Source organism: Mesobacillus subterraneus (assembly GCF_000934845.1).
Lineage (GTDB): Bacteria > Bacillota > Bacilli > Bacillales > Cytobacillaceae > Mesobacillus > Mesobacillus stamsii.
Genome location: NZ_JXIQ01000029.1, coordinates 20,855 through 39,242, shown reverse-complemented (window position 1 = coordinate 39,242; position 18,388 = coordinate 20,855). Strand labels below are relative to the sequence as shown.

At 42.9% G+C, this 18,388-nt stretch carries 17 protein-coding genes; 2 read left to right on the top strand and 15 right to left on the bottom strand.

Annotated elements, in window-relative coordinates; all coding sequences use genetic code 11:
• Window positions 1-67: 67 nt before the first annotated feature.
• The 4 genes from UB32_RS05315 to UB32_RS05300 all read right to left on the bottom strand — a co-directional run bounded on the left by UB32_RS05315 (window position 68) and on the right by UB32_RS05300 (window position 5,427).
• Window positions 68-1,726 carry a ribonuclease J gene (locus UB32_RS05315; RefSeq protein WP_044391854.1) on the bottom strand — a complete coding sequence of 553 codons (1,659 nt, stop codon included), beginning with the start codon at window positions 1,724-1,726 and terminating at the stop codon, window positions 68-70.
• Between the two features lie 886 nt (window positions 1,727-2,612).
• A complete protein-coding gene (locus UB32_RS05310; RefSeq protein ID WP_044391852.1) occupies window positions 2,613-3,407 on the bottom strand; it encodes an ABC transporter ATP-binding protein in 795 nt (264 codons plus the stop codon).
• On the bottom strand, window positions 3,382-4,413 hold the full coding sequence (locus UB32_RS05305) for an ABC transporter permease (RefSeq protein WP_044391850.1): 1,032 nt from the start codon (window positions 4,411-4,413) through the stop codon (window positions 3,382-3,384). The genes UB32_RS05310 and UB32_RS05305 overlap by 26 nt, the downstream gene beginning before the upstream one ends.
• An 18-nt stretch (window positions 4,414-4,431) precedes the next feature.
• Window positions 4,432-5,427, bottom strand: coding sequence for an ABC transporter substrate-binding protein (locus UB32_RS05300; RefSeq protein WP_044391848.1), 996 nt, complete (start codon window positions 5,425-5,427; stop codon window positions 4,432-4,434).
• A 269-nt stretch (window positions 5,428-5,696) separates the two neighbouring features.
• Between UB32_RS05300 and UB32_RS05295 the strand changes: the two genes are divergently transcribed.
• Entirely contained in the window at window positions 5,697-6,218 is a 522-nt protein-coding gene (locus tag UB32_RS05295) for a gamma carbonic anhydrase family protein (RefSeq protein ID WP_044391845.1), read from the top strand.
• A gap of 40 nt (window positions 6,219-6,258) precedes the next feature.
• Here UB32_RS05295 and UB32_RS05290 read toward each other — a convergent pair whose 3' ends face one another.
• The 9 genes from UB32_RS05290 to miaA form a co-directional block, all read right to left on the bottom strand.
• A complete protein-coding gene (locus tag UB32_RS05290) occupies window positions 6,259-6,933 on the bottom strand; it encodes an NAD(P)H-dependent oxidoreductase (protein WP_044391843.1) in 675 nt (224 codons plus the stop codon).
• Window positions 6,934-7,163: 230 nt separating this feature from the next.
• A complete protein-coding gene (glnA, locus tag UB32_RS05285; RefSeq protein WP_044391841.1) occupies window positions 7,164-8,504 on the bottom strand; it encodes a type I glutamate--ammonia ligase in 1,341 nt (446 codons plus the stop codon).
• 60 nt (window positions 8,505-8,564) lie between these two features.
• Entirely contained in the window at window positions 8,565-8,969 is a 405-nt protein-coding gene (locus tag UB32_RS05280) for a MerR family transcriptional regulator (protein WP_044391839.1), read from the bottom strand.
• Window positions 8,970-9,081: 112 nt separating this feature from the next.
• Window positions 9,082-10,353 (bottom strand): aminotransferase class I/II-fold pyridoxal phosphate-dependent enzyme, encoded by a 1,272-nt coding sequence (locus UB32_RS05275; RefSeq protein WP_044391837.1) that lies wholly within the window; start codon window positions 10,351-10,353, stop codon window positions 9,082-9,084.
• Window positions 10,354-10,380: 27 nt separating this feature from the next.
• Window positions 10,381-11,640, bottom strand: a complete 1,260-nt coding sequence (gene hflX / locus UB32_RS05270) for a GTPase HflX (protein ID WP_044391835.1) — start codon at window positions 11,638-11,640, stop codon at window positions 10,381-10,383.
• Window positions 11,641-11,758: 118 nt separating this feature from the next.
• On the bottom strand, window positions 11,759-11,989 hold the full coding sequence (locus UB32_RS05265) for a glutaredoxin family protein (protein WP_044391833.1): 231 nt from the start codon (window positions 11,987-11,989) through the stop codon (window positions 11,759-11,761).
• 83 nt (window positions 11,990-12,072) lie between these two features.
• Window positions 12,073-13,032, bottom strand: a complete 960-nt coding sequence (spoVK, locus tag UB32_RS05260) for a stage V sporulation protein K (protein ID WP_044391831.1) — start codon at window positions 13,030-13,032, stop codon at window positions 12,073-12,075.
• A 270-nt stretch (window positions 13,033-13,302) separates the two neighbouring features.
• A complete protein-coding gene (hfq, locus tag UB32_RS05255; protein WP_044391830.1) occupies window positions 13,303-13,533 on the bottom strand; it encodes an RNA chaperone Hfq in 231 nt (76 codons plus the stop codon).
• Between the two features lie 30 nt (window positions 13,534-13,563).
• Window positions 13,564-14,517 carry a tRNA (adenosine(37)-N6)-dimethylallyltransferase MiaA gene (miaA, locus tag UB32_RS05250; RefSeq protein ID WP_044391903.1) on the bottom strand — a complete coding sequence of 318 codons (954 nt, stop codon included), beginning with the start codon at window positions 14,515-14,517 and terminating at the stop codon, window positions 13,564-13,566.
• 274 nt (window positions 14,518-14,791) lie between these two features.
• Between miaA and mreBH the strand changes: the two genes are divergently transcribed.
• Entirely contained in the window at window positions 14,792-15,799 is a 1,008-nt protein-coding gene (gene mreBH / locus UB32_RS05245) for a rod-share determining protein MreBH (RefSeq protein ID WP_044391829.1), read from the top strand.
• Window positions 15,800-15,860: 61 nt separating this feature from the next.
• Here mreBH and UB32_RS05240 read toward each other — a convergent pair whose 3' ends face one another.
• Together UB32_RS05240 and mutL are read right to left on the bottom strand one after the other, a co-directional pair.
• Window positions 15,861-16,307, bottom strand: coding sequence for a hypothetical protein (locus UB32_RS05240; RefSeq protein ID WP_044391828.1), 447 nt, complete (start codon window positions 16,305-16,307; stop codon window positions 15,861-15,863).
• A 151-nt stretch (window positions 16,308-16,458) separates the two neighbouring features.
• Window positions 16,459-18,387: a DNA mismatch repair endonuclease MutL gene (gene mutL, locus UB32_RS05235; RefSeq protein ID WP_044391827.1), complete on the bottom strand. Its 1,929-nt coding sequence runs from the start codon at window positions 18,385-18,387 to the stop codon at window positions 16,459-16,461.
• Between the last annotated feature and the right edge of the window lies 1 nt (window position 18,388).

Below are 18,388 nucleotides of genomic sequence, written 5' to 3'. Positions count from 1 at the left end.
TCACTTAATGATTATAACACCTTTAAGTGTTATGTCAAGAAAAAGCCAGATACTAATTAGTATCTGGTTAGATTTCAATAATTATCGGCAGGATCATTGGCTTTCTTCTCGTCTGCTGGAAAATATGCTGGCCTACTGCTTTTTTGATTCCCTGCTTAATGGCATTCCAACGATGGACATTATCCTCATGCAATTCCGTTACCGTTTTAGCAACTAGGTTATTTACGTCGCGCATAAGATCTTCAGAGTTTTTCACGAATACGAACCCGCGAGAAATCGTATCTGGCCCCGAGATAATTTTCCGTTCCGACTTGCTCAAAGTCAGGACGATCACAAGCATTCCATCCTCAGAAAGCTGCTTTCTGTCTCTTAGTACGATTTCGCCGACGTCTCCGACACTTATACCATCTACATAAGTGTCACCTGCCGGAATGTTTCGAGTCTGTCTTGCTTCTCCATTTGCAAGATCAACGATGTCTCCATTTCTAATGATGAATGTATGTCCTTTTTCTACGCCAACTGATTCTGCAAGCAAGCGATGATGATGGAGCATGCGATATTCCCCATGGATCGGGATGAAATATTTCGGTTTCATCAGTGTCAACATTAATTTGAGATCTTCCTGGTAGCCATGACCGGAAACATGCATACCGGTCGTGCTACCTGAGCCGTAAATCACATTGGCTCCGAGCTTAAAAAGGTTATCAATGATTTTTGATACATCTTTTTCATTGCCTGGAATCGGTGACGCAGCCATGATGACCGTATCTCCAGGATAGACCGATACATCTCGAAAATTCCCGGTTGCAAGACGGGCAAGTGCTGCCATCGGTTCACCTTGACTGCCCGTACATAAAATTGTAACCTTTCCAGGGTCCAGCTGGTCGACAACATGCGGTTCAATTAGCATTCCCTCTGGAACATCGAGGTAGCCTCTTTCTATCGCAACATCTACAACATTCACCATGCTCCTACCAAGCAAAGCAAGCTTCCTGTCTGTTTTGACTGTCGCCTCGACAACCTGCTGAATCCTGTTTACGTTTGAGGCAAAAGTAGAGACAAAAATTTTCCCTTCCGCCTTCATGAATGCTTCTTCCAAATGACCGGCGACCATTCGCTCTGATGGCGTGAGCCCTATCCGCTCCGCATTCGTACTTTCAGACAGCATGGCCAGAACTCCTTCAGTTCCGATTCTTGCCATTTTATGAATTTCTGAGTGTCCATCATTTGCTGGGGTCAGATCGAATTTGAAGTCTCCTGTATGGACAATATTCCCCTCTGGCGTGTGGAAAACAACCCCGAGACAATCCGGAATACTATGGCTTACTTTGAAAAACGAAACCTTTACCTTGCCGAAATTTAATTCTGAATCTGAATTGATTTTCTTCAGCTCTGTATCTCGCAACAGCTTATGCTCCCTTAATTTTAACTCGATCAAGCCAAGCGTGAAATTAGTAGCATACACAGGCGCTTTTAGCTTTTTGAAAAAATAGGGAATGCCCCCGATATGGTCCTCATGTCCATGGGTCACGATCAAGCCGCGAATTTTTTCGCGGTTTTCTTCTAGATAAGTCATTTCCGGGATAATCAAATCGATTCCAAGCAGACTCTCATCAGGAAATTTTCCGCCGCAATCAATCACAAAAATATCGTCCTCATATTGGATTACATACATATTTTTGCCGATTTCATTGATTCCTCCCAAGGCGAAGATCGATAAAGTCACGTCATATCCTCCTAAACCGTAGTCGATTTTGTTAGTATTGCCCACTATAATTCCGATTATTTCGTTTGGAGTAGAATATCTCATCTTTTCTATACCCATTAAGTAGATGGAAATCCGTTTATTGGCGAAAATTTCATTTTATTGGCGGAGTTCACCATTTTATTGGCGATAATGCTATAGTTATTGGCGATAAATTTTTTTTATTGGCGATAATTTATTTTTATTGGCGAATTGGAAAAAAATGCGTATTTTTTCCAGCAGTTTTTACACTCTCGTATAAAAGGCCAATTCATTCGGCCTACTCTTTCTATCTCTCGATCCAGGTATACAAGAATTAAACCATCCTTTTGGCAATCTGCTTCAGTCGTCCACGGAATGCAAGCATCAATGAGATGTTGTTGGAAGCAACTCTTGGATCCGCTTCGAAACCTGCTTTTGAACCGCTCGGAAGCAGACTGTCGGCTGCCTTATCTTCAACCAGCTGAACCCACTCCCGAGACTCGAAGCTATCGTTCAGAACCTACTTCCGAATCCTTCGCAACCAGTTGTTCGGAACCTGCTTCCGAACTTTTCGCAGCCTTACTAACTCTTTATCTTGCAAAAGCCAATCCATCTTGATCAGTTATTCAACCTGCTGGATCAGAACCAGTAACCGCCATTTTATTTACCACATTTTCCAGGGTTCGCACGCTCCCAACAACAGGAACAATTAACGCTTCAGCATTTTCCAGAACATTCAATGCCGTTTTTACACACTGTATCAGTCTTACTGAAGCTTGCCAGTTGTTCCTTGAGCAGATTGCCCTCCATTCTCCACAGCTGATACCAATTTCTGTTTTTAAAAAGACACAAAAAAATCAACCAGCATATAAGCTGGTTGATTTTTTTAGCTAAGCAATGCCCTGTCACTAGCCATTTTCGTTCCGCGAATACGCTGGAATTCTTTCAGCAAGTCTTCGATTGTCAGCTTCGCTTTTTGATCTTCATCTACTTCAAGGATAATCTGCCCGTTGTCCATCATGATCAACCTGTTGCCAAGATCTAGTGCCTGTTGCATATTGTGCGTGACCATCAGAGTTGTAAGGTTGTATTTATCCACAATTTCTTTTGTCAAATTGGTAATAAGTTCTGCCCGTGACGGATCAAGTGCTGCTGTATGCTCATCCAAAAGGAGGATCGATGGCTCGGTGAAGGTAGCCATCAGCAAGGATAGGGCTTGTCGCTCTCCACCTGACAGCATTCCGACTTTTGCATTCAAGCGGTTTTCAAGGCCAAGGTGGAGGGATTCCAATACTTCTTTAAAAAAATCACGTCGTTTCTTGGTGACTCCACGGGCAAGCGTCCGTCGCTTGTTCCGCGAAAAGGCAATCGCCAAGTTTTCTTCGATGGTCATGCTCGGAGCAGTGCCGGCCATTGGATCTTGAAAGACTCGGCCAATCATTTTCGACCGGTTATACTCAGATATATTGGTAACATCTTTTCCATCCAGTTCCACCCTTCCGTGGTCAGGGAGCATAACACCGGAAATGACATTCATTAAAGTAGACTTACCTGCCCCATTACTGCCAATTACGGTAACAAAGTCTCCTTTATTTAATGTAAGATTGATATTATCCAGGGCTGTTTTTTCATCTGGAGTGCCTTCATTAAAAATTCTATGAATCTGACTTAAGCGCAGCACCAGCCTTCCCCCTTCCTTCAGAAGAAACAACAACCATTTGCAGATTGTCAAGCTGTCTTTTGACCTTCCGCTTTTTCTCTCTATAGCTTTCGATCATCTTCGGAGCAGTCAGCGCCAGAATGACGATCACGGCTGTGATCAATTTCATATCACCTGGTTCAAGGAACTCCACTCTTAGCGCCAGAGTAACCACAATGCGATAGATAATCGATCCGCCAATAACAGCAAGCGTTGTCCTGGCGATTGATTTAGTTCCGAACAATGCTTCACCAATAATAACAGAAGCAAGTCCAATGATAATCATCCCAATTCCCATGCCAACATCCGCAAATCCACCCTGCTGGGCAATCAGTGCACCCGAAAATGCTACCATCGCATTCGAAAGACCAAGACCAAGAATAATCATCAAATTTGTATTGGAAGAAAAGCTGCGAATCATCCTTTTGTTATCTCCAGTAGCCCTGATCGCAAGGCCTACTTCTGTTTTTAAAAATGCATCAGTAAGGAATTTTATCGCAAATGTCACGATAAGCATGAACAGCAAAATTCCCCAAGTCTGAGGGAGGCTGTCTCCCAGTCCTACTGCTGTCAGCAACCCATTCATAAATCCATCGATGCCAGTTTTTTCGAAAAAGCCCCTTACGGAGGTCATTGCAGTATCGGTATTCAGCAGCGGCACATTTGATTTACCCATTATTCTTAGGTTGATAGAATACAAAGCAATCATCATCAGAATACCTGATAAGAGCGCATTGACTTTGCCGACAGTGTGAATCAAGCCTGTCAGGCTACCTGCAATAAATCCCGCAACAAGAGCCGTCAACGTAGCAGCAAACGGATTAGAGCCATTCACGATCATAATCGCGGCAACGGCCGCTCCTGTTACAAAGCTGCCGTCTACCGTCAAATCTGGAAAATCAAGTATCCGAAAGGACAGGTATACGCCTAGAGCCATAATGGCATAGATAATGCCCGACTCAAATGCTCCAAATATTGATGTAAACAAGTTGAACCATCCTTTCCCTTATTCTTCGTAAAACTCTGCGTTGTCTCCCCATTCTTCCTTGACTACAACTCCTTGTGCTTCCGCAGCCTTTTTATTGATGGTTAATGTCAAAGATTTTGGAAGTTCTACAGGAATTTCAGAAGCTTTCTTGTCACCTGCTAAAATTTGAGCAGCCATAAGCCCCGACTGATAGCCAATGTCAAAATAGCTAAACCCGCTGGCAGCAACTGCTCCACGCTTCATTGAATCAAGTTCGCCGACAAACAATGGAATCTTCTTGTCGTTTGCGACAGAGATAACCGATTCAAGCGCAGAAACGACTGTGTTATCTGTTGGTATGTAAATTCCATCCACACGACCCACAAGTGATTCAGCTGCCTGTTTAACTTCAGCAGATGTTGAAATCGATGCTTCGACTACACTCGCTCCATTTGCTTCCGCAAGCTTCTTCACTTCCTTCAGCTGAACTTCGGAGTTCTGTTCACCTGCATTATAAATCACACCGATTTTCTTAGCACCAATTTCATTCGTCATGAAATCAATGGTCTTTTTCGTCGCTTCTGGATGGTTATCGGTTGTACCAGTAATATTGTCGCCTGGCTTGTCAAATGCTTCTACAAGGCCCGCTCCCACCGGGTCTGTCACGGATGTGAAAATGATTGGGATATTCTTTGTTGCATTAAGTGCGGCTACAGCGCTTGGAGTTGCATTGGCAAAGATCAGGTCCACCTTATCACCAACGAAATTATTGGCAATGGTTGCTGTATTGTTCATATCAGCCTGAGCGTTCTGAAAGTCAAAAGTGACATTCTCCCCCTCCTTGAAGCCTTTTTCTTCAAGTGCTTTTTTAAATCCGTCTGTTGCAGCATCAAGAGATGGATGCTCTGCGAATTGTGTCAAACCGATTTTGTATTGTTTTTCTGCTGAGCCATTGGATGTTTCCTTTCCTCCGCAGCCAGCCATTAGCAGAGCACTAGCTAAAATAAGAGAAATTGCTTTTCCTGGTTTTTTCATGGTAATCCCCCTAGATTTTTTTAAAAACCGGCTTTGATTTATGTATGTTTTATTATAAGGTCTTTTGGTTACTTTACCGCTTTTATGCATAAAAGTAAAGATGTATTTTATCATTTTTTTCTGATTTATTAACTTTTATCAAAAGAATGAGCATGCCTCATTTTATAGAAAGTTATGGGGAAGCTCTCCATACAAAATTCACAAAATAAGCCTTGATTCATGTTATAATTTTTTTATAATTAAGACAATTAAGATAAGGAGAGGCTCACATGATTCTATCTTATTTAGAAAAAAAACCTGCAGTTCATGAAACAGTGTTCCAAGCACCTGGAAGCTATATTATCGGAGATGTGAAAATCGGAAAAAATTCGACTGTCTGGTTCAATGCCGTTTTGCGAGGGGATGAAGATACGATTACAATAGGTGAAAGGTGCAGCATTCAGGATAATGTTACCTGCCATTTGTATGAAGGCTCACCTCTTGTTATTGAGGACGAGGTGACTGTTGGCCACAATGCAATTCTCCATGGCTGTACGATCAAGAAAAGATGTATTATCGGAATGGGATCGACAATCCTGGACGGAGCAGAAATCGGGGAGGAATGCATCATCGGAGCCAACACCTTGATACCATCGGGGAAGAAGATTCCGCCACGTTCTCTTGTAGTGGGTGCACCTGGTAAAGTAGTTCGGGAAATTGGTGAAAAAGATTTGCAGCTCATTCAGCTTTCCATCGAAACATATGTCCAAAAAGGCAAGGAGTATCGCGAAACGCTGGAAGAATCACAGTAACTGAAAAAAGCCTGGCATTAGCCAGGCATTCGAATTCCCTTTACACCCATTTAACGATGTCATCAAGCGGCCTTCTTGTTTTCGGCTTTGGCTCATTCATTCGGTAGCCAAACGCGCACATAACGGAAATGCCAAAATGCCCATCTTCTAGCAACCCTTCCTCTTCGAGCAGTTTGTTCATTTTTTCAAAATTAAACCCTTCAATTGGACAGGAATCAATGCCAATTTGCGCTGCTGCGGTCATCATATTAGCAAGGGCAATATAAGTTTGCCTGCATGCCCAATCAAAAAGCGGGCGATCACCATCGAGCAATTGAAAATCAGACTTTTGGAATTCCTCGATGCGCTTTAGGTAATTGGCCATGAAATCTTCTGGCATCTTTTTTTTATTTCTGAAATGATCTTGCAAGTATTCAGAATCATATTTTGTGTCAAGCTTTGTTCTTGCGAGAATCACGACAAAGTGGCTTGCTTCCGGAAGCTTGCTATATGCCCCCCAGGCTGTATTCTTAATTTTTTCGCGGAGAGCTGCACTCTGAACGACAAGGAAACGCCATGGTTCAAATCCAAAAGAACTAGGGGACAGCTGCCCTATCTCGAGAATAAAACGAAAGTCCTCCTCCGGGATTTTCTTATTTGGGTCAAATTCCTTTGTTGCATGCCTAAAATGGAATGCATCCAAAATTTCTTGTTTAACCATCCCTTTATCGATCATCAATATCCTCCCTTTCCTACCATCACTTTGTATTAACTTATCATATTTTGATCCGAAAATTCTATTAAAAAAGAAAATTGCCGACAAACATTTTGATGCAACCAACGTAAATTTTCTAGGTAAAAGGGCACTCTGAAAAGAATTTTTTCTGTAGCAGTTTGTACATCCATAGAAAATCGTCCCAAAAAGCAAAAAACCCTTCATACCAATGGTATGAAGGGTTAATCTTGTTAGTACATGCTCATATACTGCTCGCGTTCCCAAGGGTGTACTTGTGTGCGGAACATATCCCATTCGATTTCTTTTGCTTCGATGAAGTGGTCAAGGATATGGTCGCCCAATGCCGCGCTGATGACTTCATCTTTCTTCAGCAGATCAAGTGCAGCTATTAGAGTTGGCGGCAAATCGTTGATCCCTTCCTCTATACGCTCTTCTTTGTTCATTACATAGATGTTGCGGTCAACTGATGCAGGAGGTGCCATCTTCTTTTTAATTCCATCAAGTCCTGCAGCCAGCAATACTGCCATCGCAAGGTATGGGTTAGCAGACGGGTCCACACTGCGCACCTCAATCCGTGTGCTCAGACCGCGTGATGCCGGAATTCGGATCAATGGAGAGCGGTTCTTAGCGGACCACGCTACATAACAAGGTGCTTCATAGCCAGGAACTAGACGCTTATAGGAGTTTACAGTAGGGTTGGTTACTGCAGTGAATCCAGAAGCATGCTTTAGTGTTCCTGCGATAAACTGGTAAGCAGTTTCACTTAGTTCCAGTTTTTCATTGGATGGATCATAGAATGAATTCTCGCCGTTTTTGAATAATGACAAATTGCAGTGCATACCAGATCCATTCACGCCAAACAACGGCTTTGGCATGAAGGTTGCATGCAGTCCATGTTTCCTTGCAATTGTTTTGACAACAAGCTTAAAAGTTTGGATTCGGTCGCATGCAGTTAATGCATCTGCATATTTAAAGTCGATTTCATGTTGGCCAGGAGCTACCTCATGGTGTGATGCTTCGATTTCAAAGCCCATCTCTTCCAGTTCAAGGACGATATCGCGGCGGCAGTTTTCCCCAAGATCTGTAGGTGCAAGGTCGAAATATCCACCATTGTCATTTAACTCGAGTGTTGGCTCGCCATTTGCATCAAGCTTGAACAGGAAGAATTCCGGTTCTGGTCCAAGATTAAAATTAGTGAATCCGATTTCTTCCATTTCTTTCAAAACTCGCTTCAGGTTTCCTCGAGGGTCACCTGCGAAAGGTGTGCCATCCGCATTATTGATATCACAGATTAAGCGAGCAACTTTCCCTTTTTCTGCTGTCCATGGGAATATGACCCATGTGTCAAAATCAGGGATTAGATACATATCAGACTCTTCAATTCGAACGAACCCTTCGATTGAAGATCCGTCAAACATCATTTTATTATCAAGAGCTTTTTCAAGTTGACTGATCGGAATTTCTACGTTTTTGATTGTTCCCAGAATATCAGTGAACTGCAATCGAATAAATTTCACGTTTTCTTCTTTTGACAATCGGATAATATCTTCTCTAGTGTATGTTTTCGCCATCCTTGCTTTCCTCCTACATCCTCTTTTTTTGTGCACGCAACGAAATTTACTAAAATACCTTTAATGAAAAAACCTCGACATGTCTCCTCTGTCTGTTGAACGATGGAAGCGGCCTGCCTGTAGCAATTCTTTGCGAAGCAATTTTCTTAAGTCTGCATCGGAAAGATTTGGCCTCGTTTTTTCCACATTTGACGTCTCCGTATCCTTCATGCGTGCCTCTTGTTTTACATGAAATAGTTTCTTGATGCCTGCCATGTTGACACCCTGATCAATCAAATCTTTGATTTCTAAGAGTTTGTCTATATCGTTTAAGGAAAAGAGCCGTTTGTTTCCCTCGGTTCTAGCTGGAGAAATCAATTCATGCTCTTCATAGTAACGGATTTGCCTGGCAGTCAAATCTGTCAGCTGCATGACAATTCCGATGCTGAAAAGTGGCATATTCCGGCGAATTTCACTACCGTCCATTATGATTTCTCCTCCCTTCCTTAAGATATTTTTATTATAATCAATGTAAGATATGTTGTCAAATGCATGTTAGATTTTCTTACATAAAAATATTCATCTTTTGTATCGTTCCCTATTTTACTAGGATTAAACCTTTCTCTATTAAAGAATCGACTGCAGTAAGAACCGCTATCTTCACATGGGAATAGGTCAAGCCACCTTGTACATACGCTGTATACGGTGGCCTAATAGGCCCATCCGCGGTCAATTCGATACTTGCACCCTGGATGAATGTACCAGCAGCCATGATGACATCATCTTCATATCCAGGCATATAGGCCGGGTATGCAGTTACATGGGAATTGATTGGGGATGCATACTGGATCGCCTGGCAAAAGGCAATCATTTTGTCGCGGTCATCGAATTGGACAGACTGGATTAAATCGGTTCGCCCTGCATCCCATTTCGGAGAAGAATTCATTCCTAAACGATCTAGCAATGCAGCTGTGAACACTGCTCCCTTTAGTGCCTGGGCAACAATATGCGGCGCCAGAAAGAAGCCCTGATACATTTCTTGTAGAGAGTACAAGGATGCTCCAGCTTCTGCACCAATTCCCGGAGAAGTCATCCGGTAGGCACAGGACTCGACATATTGCGCCTTGCCGACAATATATCCGCCTGTTTTAGCAATACCACCCCCGGGATTTTTGATCAATGAACCTGCCATCAAATCTGCACCGACATGACAGGGCTCCAGCTCTTCGACAAACTCGCCATAGCAATTGTCGACAAAAACGATGAGCTCCGTTTTGATTTCCTTCACAAACCTGATCATTTCGCCAATTTGTTCTACAGTGAATGAAGGCCTCGTTGCATAGCCTTTTGAACGCTGTATGCCTATCATTTTCGTTTCAGGCTTTATTGCTTGTTTTACTGCCATCCAATCGATCTCGCCTTTTTCTGTGAGACTAACCGAATTGTAGCTAATCCCGAATTCCTTCAAGGAACCATTCCCGGTTCCGCGAATTCCAACAATCTCCTCCAGAGTGTCATATGGCTTTCCAGTAATATATAAGAGCTCGTCTCCAGGACGCAGGATTCCAAACAAAGAAATAGAGATCGCATGCGTTCCTGATATGATTTGCGGGCGGACAAGTCCTGCTTCAGCACCGAACACGTCTGCGTATATTTTTTCAAGCGTCTCGCGTCCTGCATCATCATACCCATAGCCTGTCGTCGGGATAAAATGAGAGTCGCTCACGCGATGTTTCTGGAAGCTTCGCAGCACCCTGAATTGATTGGTATCGATTCGTTCTTCCAATTTCCTGTGTACTCCGGCAATTTGCTGCTCCACTTCCCTTACAAGCGGCTGCAGCAAAGGCCCGTTCTTCAATTGTGTAAACATGCTGTTCTCCTATCTAATATCTCATTTTCACTTTGAAAATCGCTTTAGCTGCCCTGTTATTTGATGGTCAGTTAAAGAGAATCCTTTGCATTCATAGTGTTGTTTTTCCTCATCAAAGCGGAGCTCACGGAGAATGGTGTCATTTTTCAGTTGAACCAGCAGTTTGCCCTCATCAGATGGCACCATGACATGGTAAGGCTCCATTAAACCTATAATAGACTGTTCCATTTTGATGAGCAGATTCTTCCGATCTTCCTCACTGAACGCACTGATGAATGCCGTCTCGTTCCTTGCGTTAGGTACGAAATCTTGATGGGCAATATCCCGTTTATTGTACACGGTAATCTGGGGAATTTGATGAACATCGAGATCCTCCAGCAGCTTGTTGACTGTCTGTTCATGGGAAAAATAATCCTCGTTCGACATATCGACAACATGAAGAAGCAAATCCGCTTCCCCCACCTCTTCAAGTGTGGAACGAAATGCGGCAATCAAAGTCGTCGGCAAATCCTGGATAAATCCGACTGTGTCTGTTAGCAGCGCAGTAAAGCCACTTGGCAAAATCGTCTTTCTAGTCATTGGATCCAGCGTTGCGAACAGTCGGTTTTCCTCGAATGAATCTGCTTCAGTCAATCGATTGAACAAGGTTGATTTTCCGGCGTTCGTGTAACCGACAAGAGCAATTTGAAAAGCCTTGTTCTTTTTCCTTCTTTCTCTATAACGATCACGATGCTGAACGATAACGGACAGCTGACTTTTAATATCATCGATCTTCTTGCGGATATGGCGGCGGTCCGATTCAAGCTTTGTTTCACCAGGACCCCTTGTCCCGATGCCGGCACCAAGCCGCGACATTTCAATCCCCTGTCCACTAAGACGCGGAAGCAAATATTGCAGCTGTGCAAGCTCAACCTGAAGCTTCCCTTCTTTCGATCTTGCTCTTTGTGCGAATATATCAAGAATCAGCTGCGTACGATCAATGATCCTCGCCTTCAATCCAGATGACAGATTCCGATTTTGGCTAGGGGAAAGCTCATCATTGAATATGATCAAATCCGGCTCAAGTTCGTCTACAAGTGCCTGCAGTTCTTCCACCTTGCCTTTCCCTATGTATGTAGCAGGATGGATCTTAGGCCGCTTTTGGACAATCTGCATCAGGACTTTTCCCTTCGCAGTTTCCGTTAGCGACTCAAGCTCCTCCATCGAGTATTGAAAACGAAGGTCCTCATCCTCCGTCGTCTGGCAGCCTACAAGAATAACTTTTTCAAAAACAGTATCCTGTTCCACATCGTACCCTTCTCTCCTTAGATAACTAAAGTAATCATACCAAAATAGATCGGCAAAGAAAAATACAGAGAAAATGAAAAAAGGATTCCAGTAGTACAGGAATCCTTTTTTCATTCTATTATTTCAGGAAGGACATAATGGAATTCGGATCAAATCCCAGTACCCAGTTTCCATTGACATTGGATTGTGGCACTCCCATTTGTCCGGTTGCATCCACCAATCTTTGCGCTGCGATCGGATCACGCTGGACATTCACTTCTTTGTATGAAAGTCCTTTATCATCAAGAAAATTCTTCAACATCGTGCAATAAGGACATGTGTTCGTTGTGTATACCGTAATTTCGTTCATTTTGCATTCCTCCGTTTCGTTTAATATACCTATATGGGTATATTAACAACTTCAAAAAACAATGTCAACAATATGTGCTGACATTATTTTCCCCTTCTGCCATCCGAAAAAACAAGGTCATTGCTCCTTAAAGTCATCAGTTCATGGCGATCATATTGGTTTTGCAGCAGTAAACGCATCGCCTGGGCCCTAATCGATTTTTCAATAATATTTCTTACGTATCGTCCGTTTGAAAAAGCTACAGCACTAAGCGTCGATTTCACTGTTACTAGATGTTCCCTCAGTTTCCGTTCGGCTTCATGGCTCAAGCTGTATTCTCTTTCTTTCAACATCTGCTGGCCGATTTCCATGAGCTGGTCGATGGTATAGTCAGGGAAATCAATAACCAGCGGAAATCTTGATTGAAGCCCAGGATTCAAGGTCAAGAAAAAATCCATTTCCCGCGAGTAGCCTGCAAGAATTAAGATGAATTCATGTTGCTTATCCTCCATATGCTTTACCAAAGTATCAATCGCTTCTTTGCCGAAGTCTTTCTCTCCTCCACGGCCAAGTGAATACGCTTCATCAATGAACAGAATTCCCCCCATTGCTTTCTTTATCAGATCCCTTGTTTTCTGCGCCGTGTGTCCAATGTATTCCCCTACTAGGTCCGCTCTTTCGGCTTCAATCAAATGCCCTTTTGAGAGGACATTCATCTTGAGAAAAAGCTTCCCAATAATCCTCGCCACCGTTGTCTTTCCGGTTCCTGGATTCCCTTTGAACATCATATGGAGAGCCTGTTTTCCAGCTCTTAGTCCTATCTCTTCCCGCTTTTTGTTCACATAGATCCAGGCATAGATTTCTTTGATGATTCTTTTCATTTCTTCCATACCAACCAGTGCTCCGAGCTCTTCTTCAATTTCCTTTAAAGCGGTATGCTCCTGCGGGATCGACTTTGGAACCAGCTGCGACTCTGGCAAATCCTTCGTCAACGCTTTTCTTTTTTGTGCATTTAGTACAATGCTGATTTGACCATTGTTTTTCTTGCGTAGCGGTTGGTCCAAAAATTACACCTCTCATTCTCAAAACAATAACAGCATAACGCTGTATAGGTGCCATTCATTCGGTTTTTTCAGATAATGCCAGACAATTTTATCTTGTCGTATTTTGTTGGTTTCCCAAGAAAGAAAACTCCTATATTTATATGTATTCAACAACCTTGGAATTCATTTTTAAAATAAACTTTTCATTTTCTTTTTCGCTCCCATACAGGACTATTGCAACTCCACAAGAAAAAACCCGCAATCAGCGGGTTTTCTTCTTTCAATATTAGATTAAGCCTGAGCTTCAAAATCAATTTGAACATTTTTTTGCGGCGCAAAGGTTGAAATAGCATGCTTATACACAAGCTGCTGTTTCCCTTCTGACTCAAACAAAACAGTAAAATTATCAAATCCTTTTATTTGGCCCCTTAGTTGAAAGCCGTTTAATAAAAATACGGTCACATTGATGTTATCTTTGCGCAGCTGGTTTAAATACTGGTCTTGAATGTTCACTTGTTTCATGGGTGGAATCCTCCTCTTTTATCTCTATTATTATGTATTCGCTTTTATATTAAGCTTTCCTTCAATAAAGAGGGAAATTTCAGCGATTTTTTTTCCCGCATCATTACAGTCTGTCATATCAAACCATTCCACATTCATCTTGTTTCGAAACCAGGTAAGCTGTCTTTTTGCATAGCGACGTGAGTTTTGTTTTAAATTTTCAATCGCTTCACTCAACAGAACTTTCCCATCAAAGTATTCGTAGAGCTCTTTGTAGCCAATTGCCTGGATCGATTGGCAGTCTCGCAATCCTTTGTCATAAAAATACTTTACCTCATCAAGGAGCCCCTGTTTCAACATAAGATCGACACGAAGGTTAATCCGGCTGTATAGCAACTCTCTCTCCATCGTTAGTCCGATGAGTGCCGTATCATACACTAGTTCTGGCAACTGATTGGCCCGCAGCTCGCCTGCTGTCTTTCCAGTGCAATGATTCATTTCAAGCGCCCTGATCACACGGCGGACATTATTGGGATGAATCCTGGCTGCACTTTCCGGGTCGATTCTTTTCAGTTCCTTATGGAGAGAGTCCGGGCCTTTTTCTTCTGCTTCTTTCTCTAGCCTCAGTCGGAATGCTGGGTCGGAAGGGGCCTCACTAAAATGATAGTCATAGATAGCAGACTGAATATATAAGCCTGTACCACCAACAACCATTGGCATCTTTCCACGTTCGCTGATTTCCACTATTTTTCTTCTGACAATCTCCTGAAACTCAGCGGCTGAGAAACTTTCCTCCGCTTCTTTCACATCGATTAAATGATGTGGTATGCCTTCCATCTCTTCGGGGCTGATTTTAGCCGTGCCGATATCCATCCCTTTATAAATTTGCATGGAATCGCCGCTGATTATTTCTGCATCGTATTTTTTCGCCAGTTCCATGCTTAATTTTGTTTTGCCAACAGCAGTTGGCCCAATTAGTACAAGTAATTTCTGTTTTTCTTTCAAAAAATTCACACTGCCTTTTTACGGAGGAAGTCCGATTTTAAATTAGGACATCTTACATTTAGTTTACCATTAAATAAGAAGCAGTTGAACATTTATGCATTATACCCTTCTTTCTAAGTATTATTCTCTCCTTTCCTATAATGAGAAAAATTTCCTCAACCTTTACAGTTCCATAACGATTCGGTAACAAAAGCCTTCCCACCCCCAAAATCATGATAGGTTAATAGAAGTTTATGATGGTTTAATAATTATGAAGGAACTGGGTGAACAAACTATGTTATCAACAACAGAAATCGGAATTGACTTAGGTACTGCCAATATTCTAGTTTATAGTAAAAATAAGGGGATTGCCCTAAACGAGCCTTCCGTTGTAGCAATTGACACAGAAACGAAGCAGGTTCTTGCGGTTGGCAAAGAAGCAAAGGAAATGATCGGAAAGACACCTGGTAAAATCGTTGCCATCCGACCATTGAAAGACGGAGTGATCGCCGATTTTGATATGACGACAGAAATGCTGAAACAAATAATGAAAAAAGCCTCCAAAAAAGGCGGTTTCTCCCTTCGTAAACCAGATGTTGTTGTCTGCACACCTTCTGGTGCAACTAGTGTAGAGCGCCGCGCAATTCAGGATGCCGTCAGAAACGCGGGCGCAAAAAAAGTCCATCTAATAGAGGAGCCCATAGCCGCAGCGATTGGGGCTGGACTTCCTGTCGATGAACCCGTCGCAAATGTTGTTGTCGATATTGGCGGAGGTACGACGGAAGTGGCAATTATCTCTTATGGGGGCGTAGTCGCCTGCCACTCCATTCGAATCGCCGGCGACAGACTGGACGAGGATATCATTCAATATGTCCGCAAGGAATACAATGTTCTGATCGGTGAGAGAACTGCGGAGAAAGTCAAAATAGAAATTGGCTACGCGCTTATTGACCATGAGAAATTGGAAATGGACATTCGCGGCCGTGACCTCGTAACTGGGCTTCCAAAAACGATTACTCTTCATTCCTATGAGATTAGAGATGCTATTAAGGAAGCTCTGCTACATATCATGGAAGCAATCCGCGCGACTTTGGAAGATTGCCCAGCAGAGCTGAGCGGCGATATAGTTGATCGCGGCGTAATCCTTTCTGGTGGCGGCGCCCTGCTGAACGGCATGCAGGAATGGCTTGGGAGCGAAATGGTTGTCCCAGTGCATATCGCTCCAAACCCACTGGAATCTGTTGCCATTGGTACAGGGAAAGCCTTGCAGTATATCCATAAACTTCAGCCGGCAGTCAGGTAAACTCCTTTTGATGAAAAGACCGCTATAATAGCGGTCTTTTCCATATTCCGAAAAATTCTCTTCACTCAGATTGATGCTTCCTCAGTCTGTTGAAGTAAAGAAAAACCGGAAGTGGAATGACAATAAAACCAAGACTCTTAATGATTTGATTGATCGCCCCGTCTTTTTGACGTAATTTTTCCTCTTTTACATAGATCTCGTAATTCCTTCGCAGTTCATCCTCGCTTGTTTCCGTTTTTGAACCTTCTATTTTACCAGCTATCGTCATTTGCTTATAGTCTGTAAAACTTTGATAATAACCTGTCGGGCTTGCAAGGTCTGCTGCCGCCATAAAAATGGACACCCCTCCGCCTATAACCATCATCAATGTCGCAAATAAAACTAGGTAAGTGTAAATATGTCTAACCACTTTTTCTCCCCCCTGCTCCTTATTTTTCACTGCAAAAGCTACAATAAAAACGAGTATCACTATTGGCATAACTAAAATCAGTAACAAAAAGACCACCATAGAATCCCCCCTCCTATTATCCTATAAAAATCAAGTAGTAAGAATGATCTCCTTGAAAAAATTTTCTATTAGTGTAATTTTACACTAATAAACATACTTTTTAAAGAGTTAAAAAAACAGTGTCCTCTTTTAGGAACACTGTTTTCTCAGACTACATCACTCTTTTGAACATTTTCTCCATTTCATAGGTTGAATAATGAACGATGATTGGTCTGCCATGTGGGCAAGTGAATGGATCAGACGCACGGCGGAGTTCATCCAGCAAAGCCTGAATTTCATCAATACGTAAGAAATGATTCGCTTTGATCGATGCCTTGCAGCTCATCATGATCGCCGCTTCCTCTCTCAGCTTTTTAATATCCACCTTTTTCATTAGCAAAAGCTGTTCAATCATGTCTTCAATTAACTCTTTTTCCTCGCCGTTAGGGAGCCACTGAGGGTGTGAGCGGACAATGAAACTATTGTAGCCAAATGGCTCTAGAATGACACCAACTCGCTCAAGCTCATGCTGATATTCGCTGATTTTCAGGCATTCATCGGCAGAATACTCAAGGGTGATCGGCACCAGCAAGTCCTGCAGCTCAGTCGTCACCTGGCCTACTTTTTCCCTGAAATATTCATATTTAATCCGTTCCTGAGCAGCATGTTGGTCAATGATGTATAAGCCACGTTCATTCTGGGCAAGAATATACGTTCCGTGCATTTGCCCGATTGGGTATAAAGGAGGAACGCGTAATGCTTTCTCCTCTGCTTGAATTTCAGAATCGTCCTTAACGTCCTCTGTACCGAATTGGCTATTGATCGGAACATTATGCTGTTCCTCTTGCACTTTGAACTTCGGCTCCATGAAGGGCTCCTGGGCCACTATGGCATTTTGCCAGTTTGGCAGCTCATTTTTAGGGAATTCCTGCTGTCCTGCTGCTTTATAGCGCTCGCTCAGCTCTGCTGCTTTTTCCTCGACGAAAGGTTTGCTGACCCCAGGTGTTGATCCGTTATCCTGCTTGTGGTCAGCATCTTCCGTGTGGTCCAGTTCCAAGAAGAATTGTTCTGATTTGGCCTTTTCTTGTTTTTGTGCAACAACCCCTGCTGGGATCAGCTCTTTTGTCTTAAAAGCATCCTTAATCACACTGGTGACAAGATGATTAAGTTCCTGTTCCTTGCTCAATCGCACTTCCATTTTTGAAGGATGGACGTTCACATCAATGAGCAGCGGGTCCATTTCGATGGTAAGCAGGACAACCGGATATCGGCCAATCGGGAGCAGGGTATGGTACCCTTCTTGGATCGCCTTCACCAGCGCATAGTTCTTGATAAACCGTCCGTTGATCATCGTCGATATATAGTTTCTTGATGCCCGTGTAATCTCAGGCATCGAAATATAGCCAGTTATTTTATAATCCAATGACTCTCCGGAAATCGGGATCATTGATTGGACCATATTGATGCCGTAAATAGCAGCTAGCACCTGGCGAACGTCTCCATTTCCGGTCGTCTTCAAAAGTTGACGTCCATTATGAACAAGCCTGAATGAAATACTCGGATTTGCAAGTGCCAGGCGATTCACAACATCGGTGATATTGCCAAGCTCAGTATGGACGGTCTTCATATATTTAAGGCGTGCAGGAGTGTTAAAAAATAGGTCAGAGATCGTGATATCCGTTCCTTTTCGGCTGGCTGCCTTTTCAATCGTTTCAACTTTGCCGCCTTCAATCAACACTTTATTGCCTTCTAATCCGGTAGATGTCTTCATTTCGAGCCTGGAAACAGAGGCGATACTTGGCAAGGCTTCTCCCCTGAACCCGAGAGTTCTGATCCGGAACAAGTCATTTTCATTCTTGATTTTGCTTGTAGCGTGCCTTTGGAAAGCAATCAGAACGTCTTCTTCCTCGATGCCATCGCCATTATCTGTAATCCTTATCTTCGCTAGTCCTGCTTCCTCCAAATCAATTTCAATTACCGAACTGTTGGCATCAATCGCGTTCTCAAGCAGCTCCTTTACAACAGAAGCCGGCCGTTCAACCACTTCACCGGCAGCAATTTTATTCGATAGTGCATCATCAAGCTGAATGATCTTCCCCAAT

Excerpts from the sequence above, each read along its gene's own strand:
- UB32_RS05300 (WP_044391848.1), bottom strand. The coding sequence starts at position 5,427 with ATGAAAAAACCAGGAAAAGCAATTTCTCTTATTTTAGCTAGTGCTCTG.
- UB32_RS05295 (WP_044391845.1), top strand. The coding sequence starts at position 5,697 with ATGATTCTATCTTATTTAGAAAAAAAACCTGCAGTTCATGAAACAGTG.
- UB32_RS05290 (WP_044391843.1), bottom strand. The coding sequence starts at position 6,933 with ATGATCGATAAAGGGATGGTTAAACAAGAAATTTTGGATGCATTCCAT.
- glnA (WP_044391841.1), bottom strand. The coding sequence starts at position 8,504 with ATGGCGAAAACATACACTAGAGAAGATATTATCCGATTGTCAAAAGAA.
- UB32_RS05280 (WP_044391839.1), bottom strand. The coding sequence starts at position 8,969 with ATGGACGGTAGTGAAATTCGCCGGAATATGCCACTTTTCAGCATCGGA.
- UB32_RS05275 (WP_044391837.1), bottom strand. The coding sequence starts at position 10,353 with ATGTTTACACAATTGAAGAACGGGCCTTTGCTGCAGCCGCTTGTAAGG.
- UB32_RS05265 (WP_044391833.1), bottom strand. The coding sequence starts at position 11,989 with ATGAACGAAATTACGGTATACACAACGAACACATGTCCTTATTGCACG.
- hfq (WP_044391830.1), bottom strand. The coding sequence starts at position 13,533 with ATGAAACAAGTGAACATTCAAGACCAGTATTTAAACCAGCTGCGCAAA.
- mreBH (WP_044391829.1), top strand. The coding sequence starts at position 14,792 with ATGTTATCAACAACAGAAATCGGAATTGACTTAGGTACTGCCAATATT.
- UB32_RS05240 (WP_044391828.1), bottom strand. The coding sequence starts at position 16,307 with ATGGTGGTCTTTTTGTTACTGATTTTAGTTATGCCAATAGTGATACTC.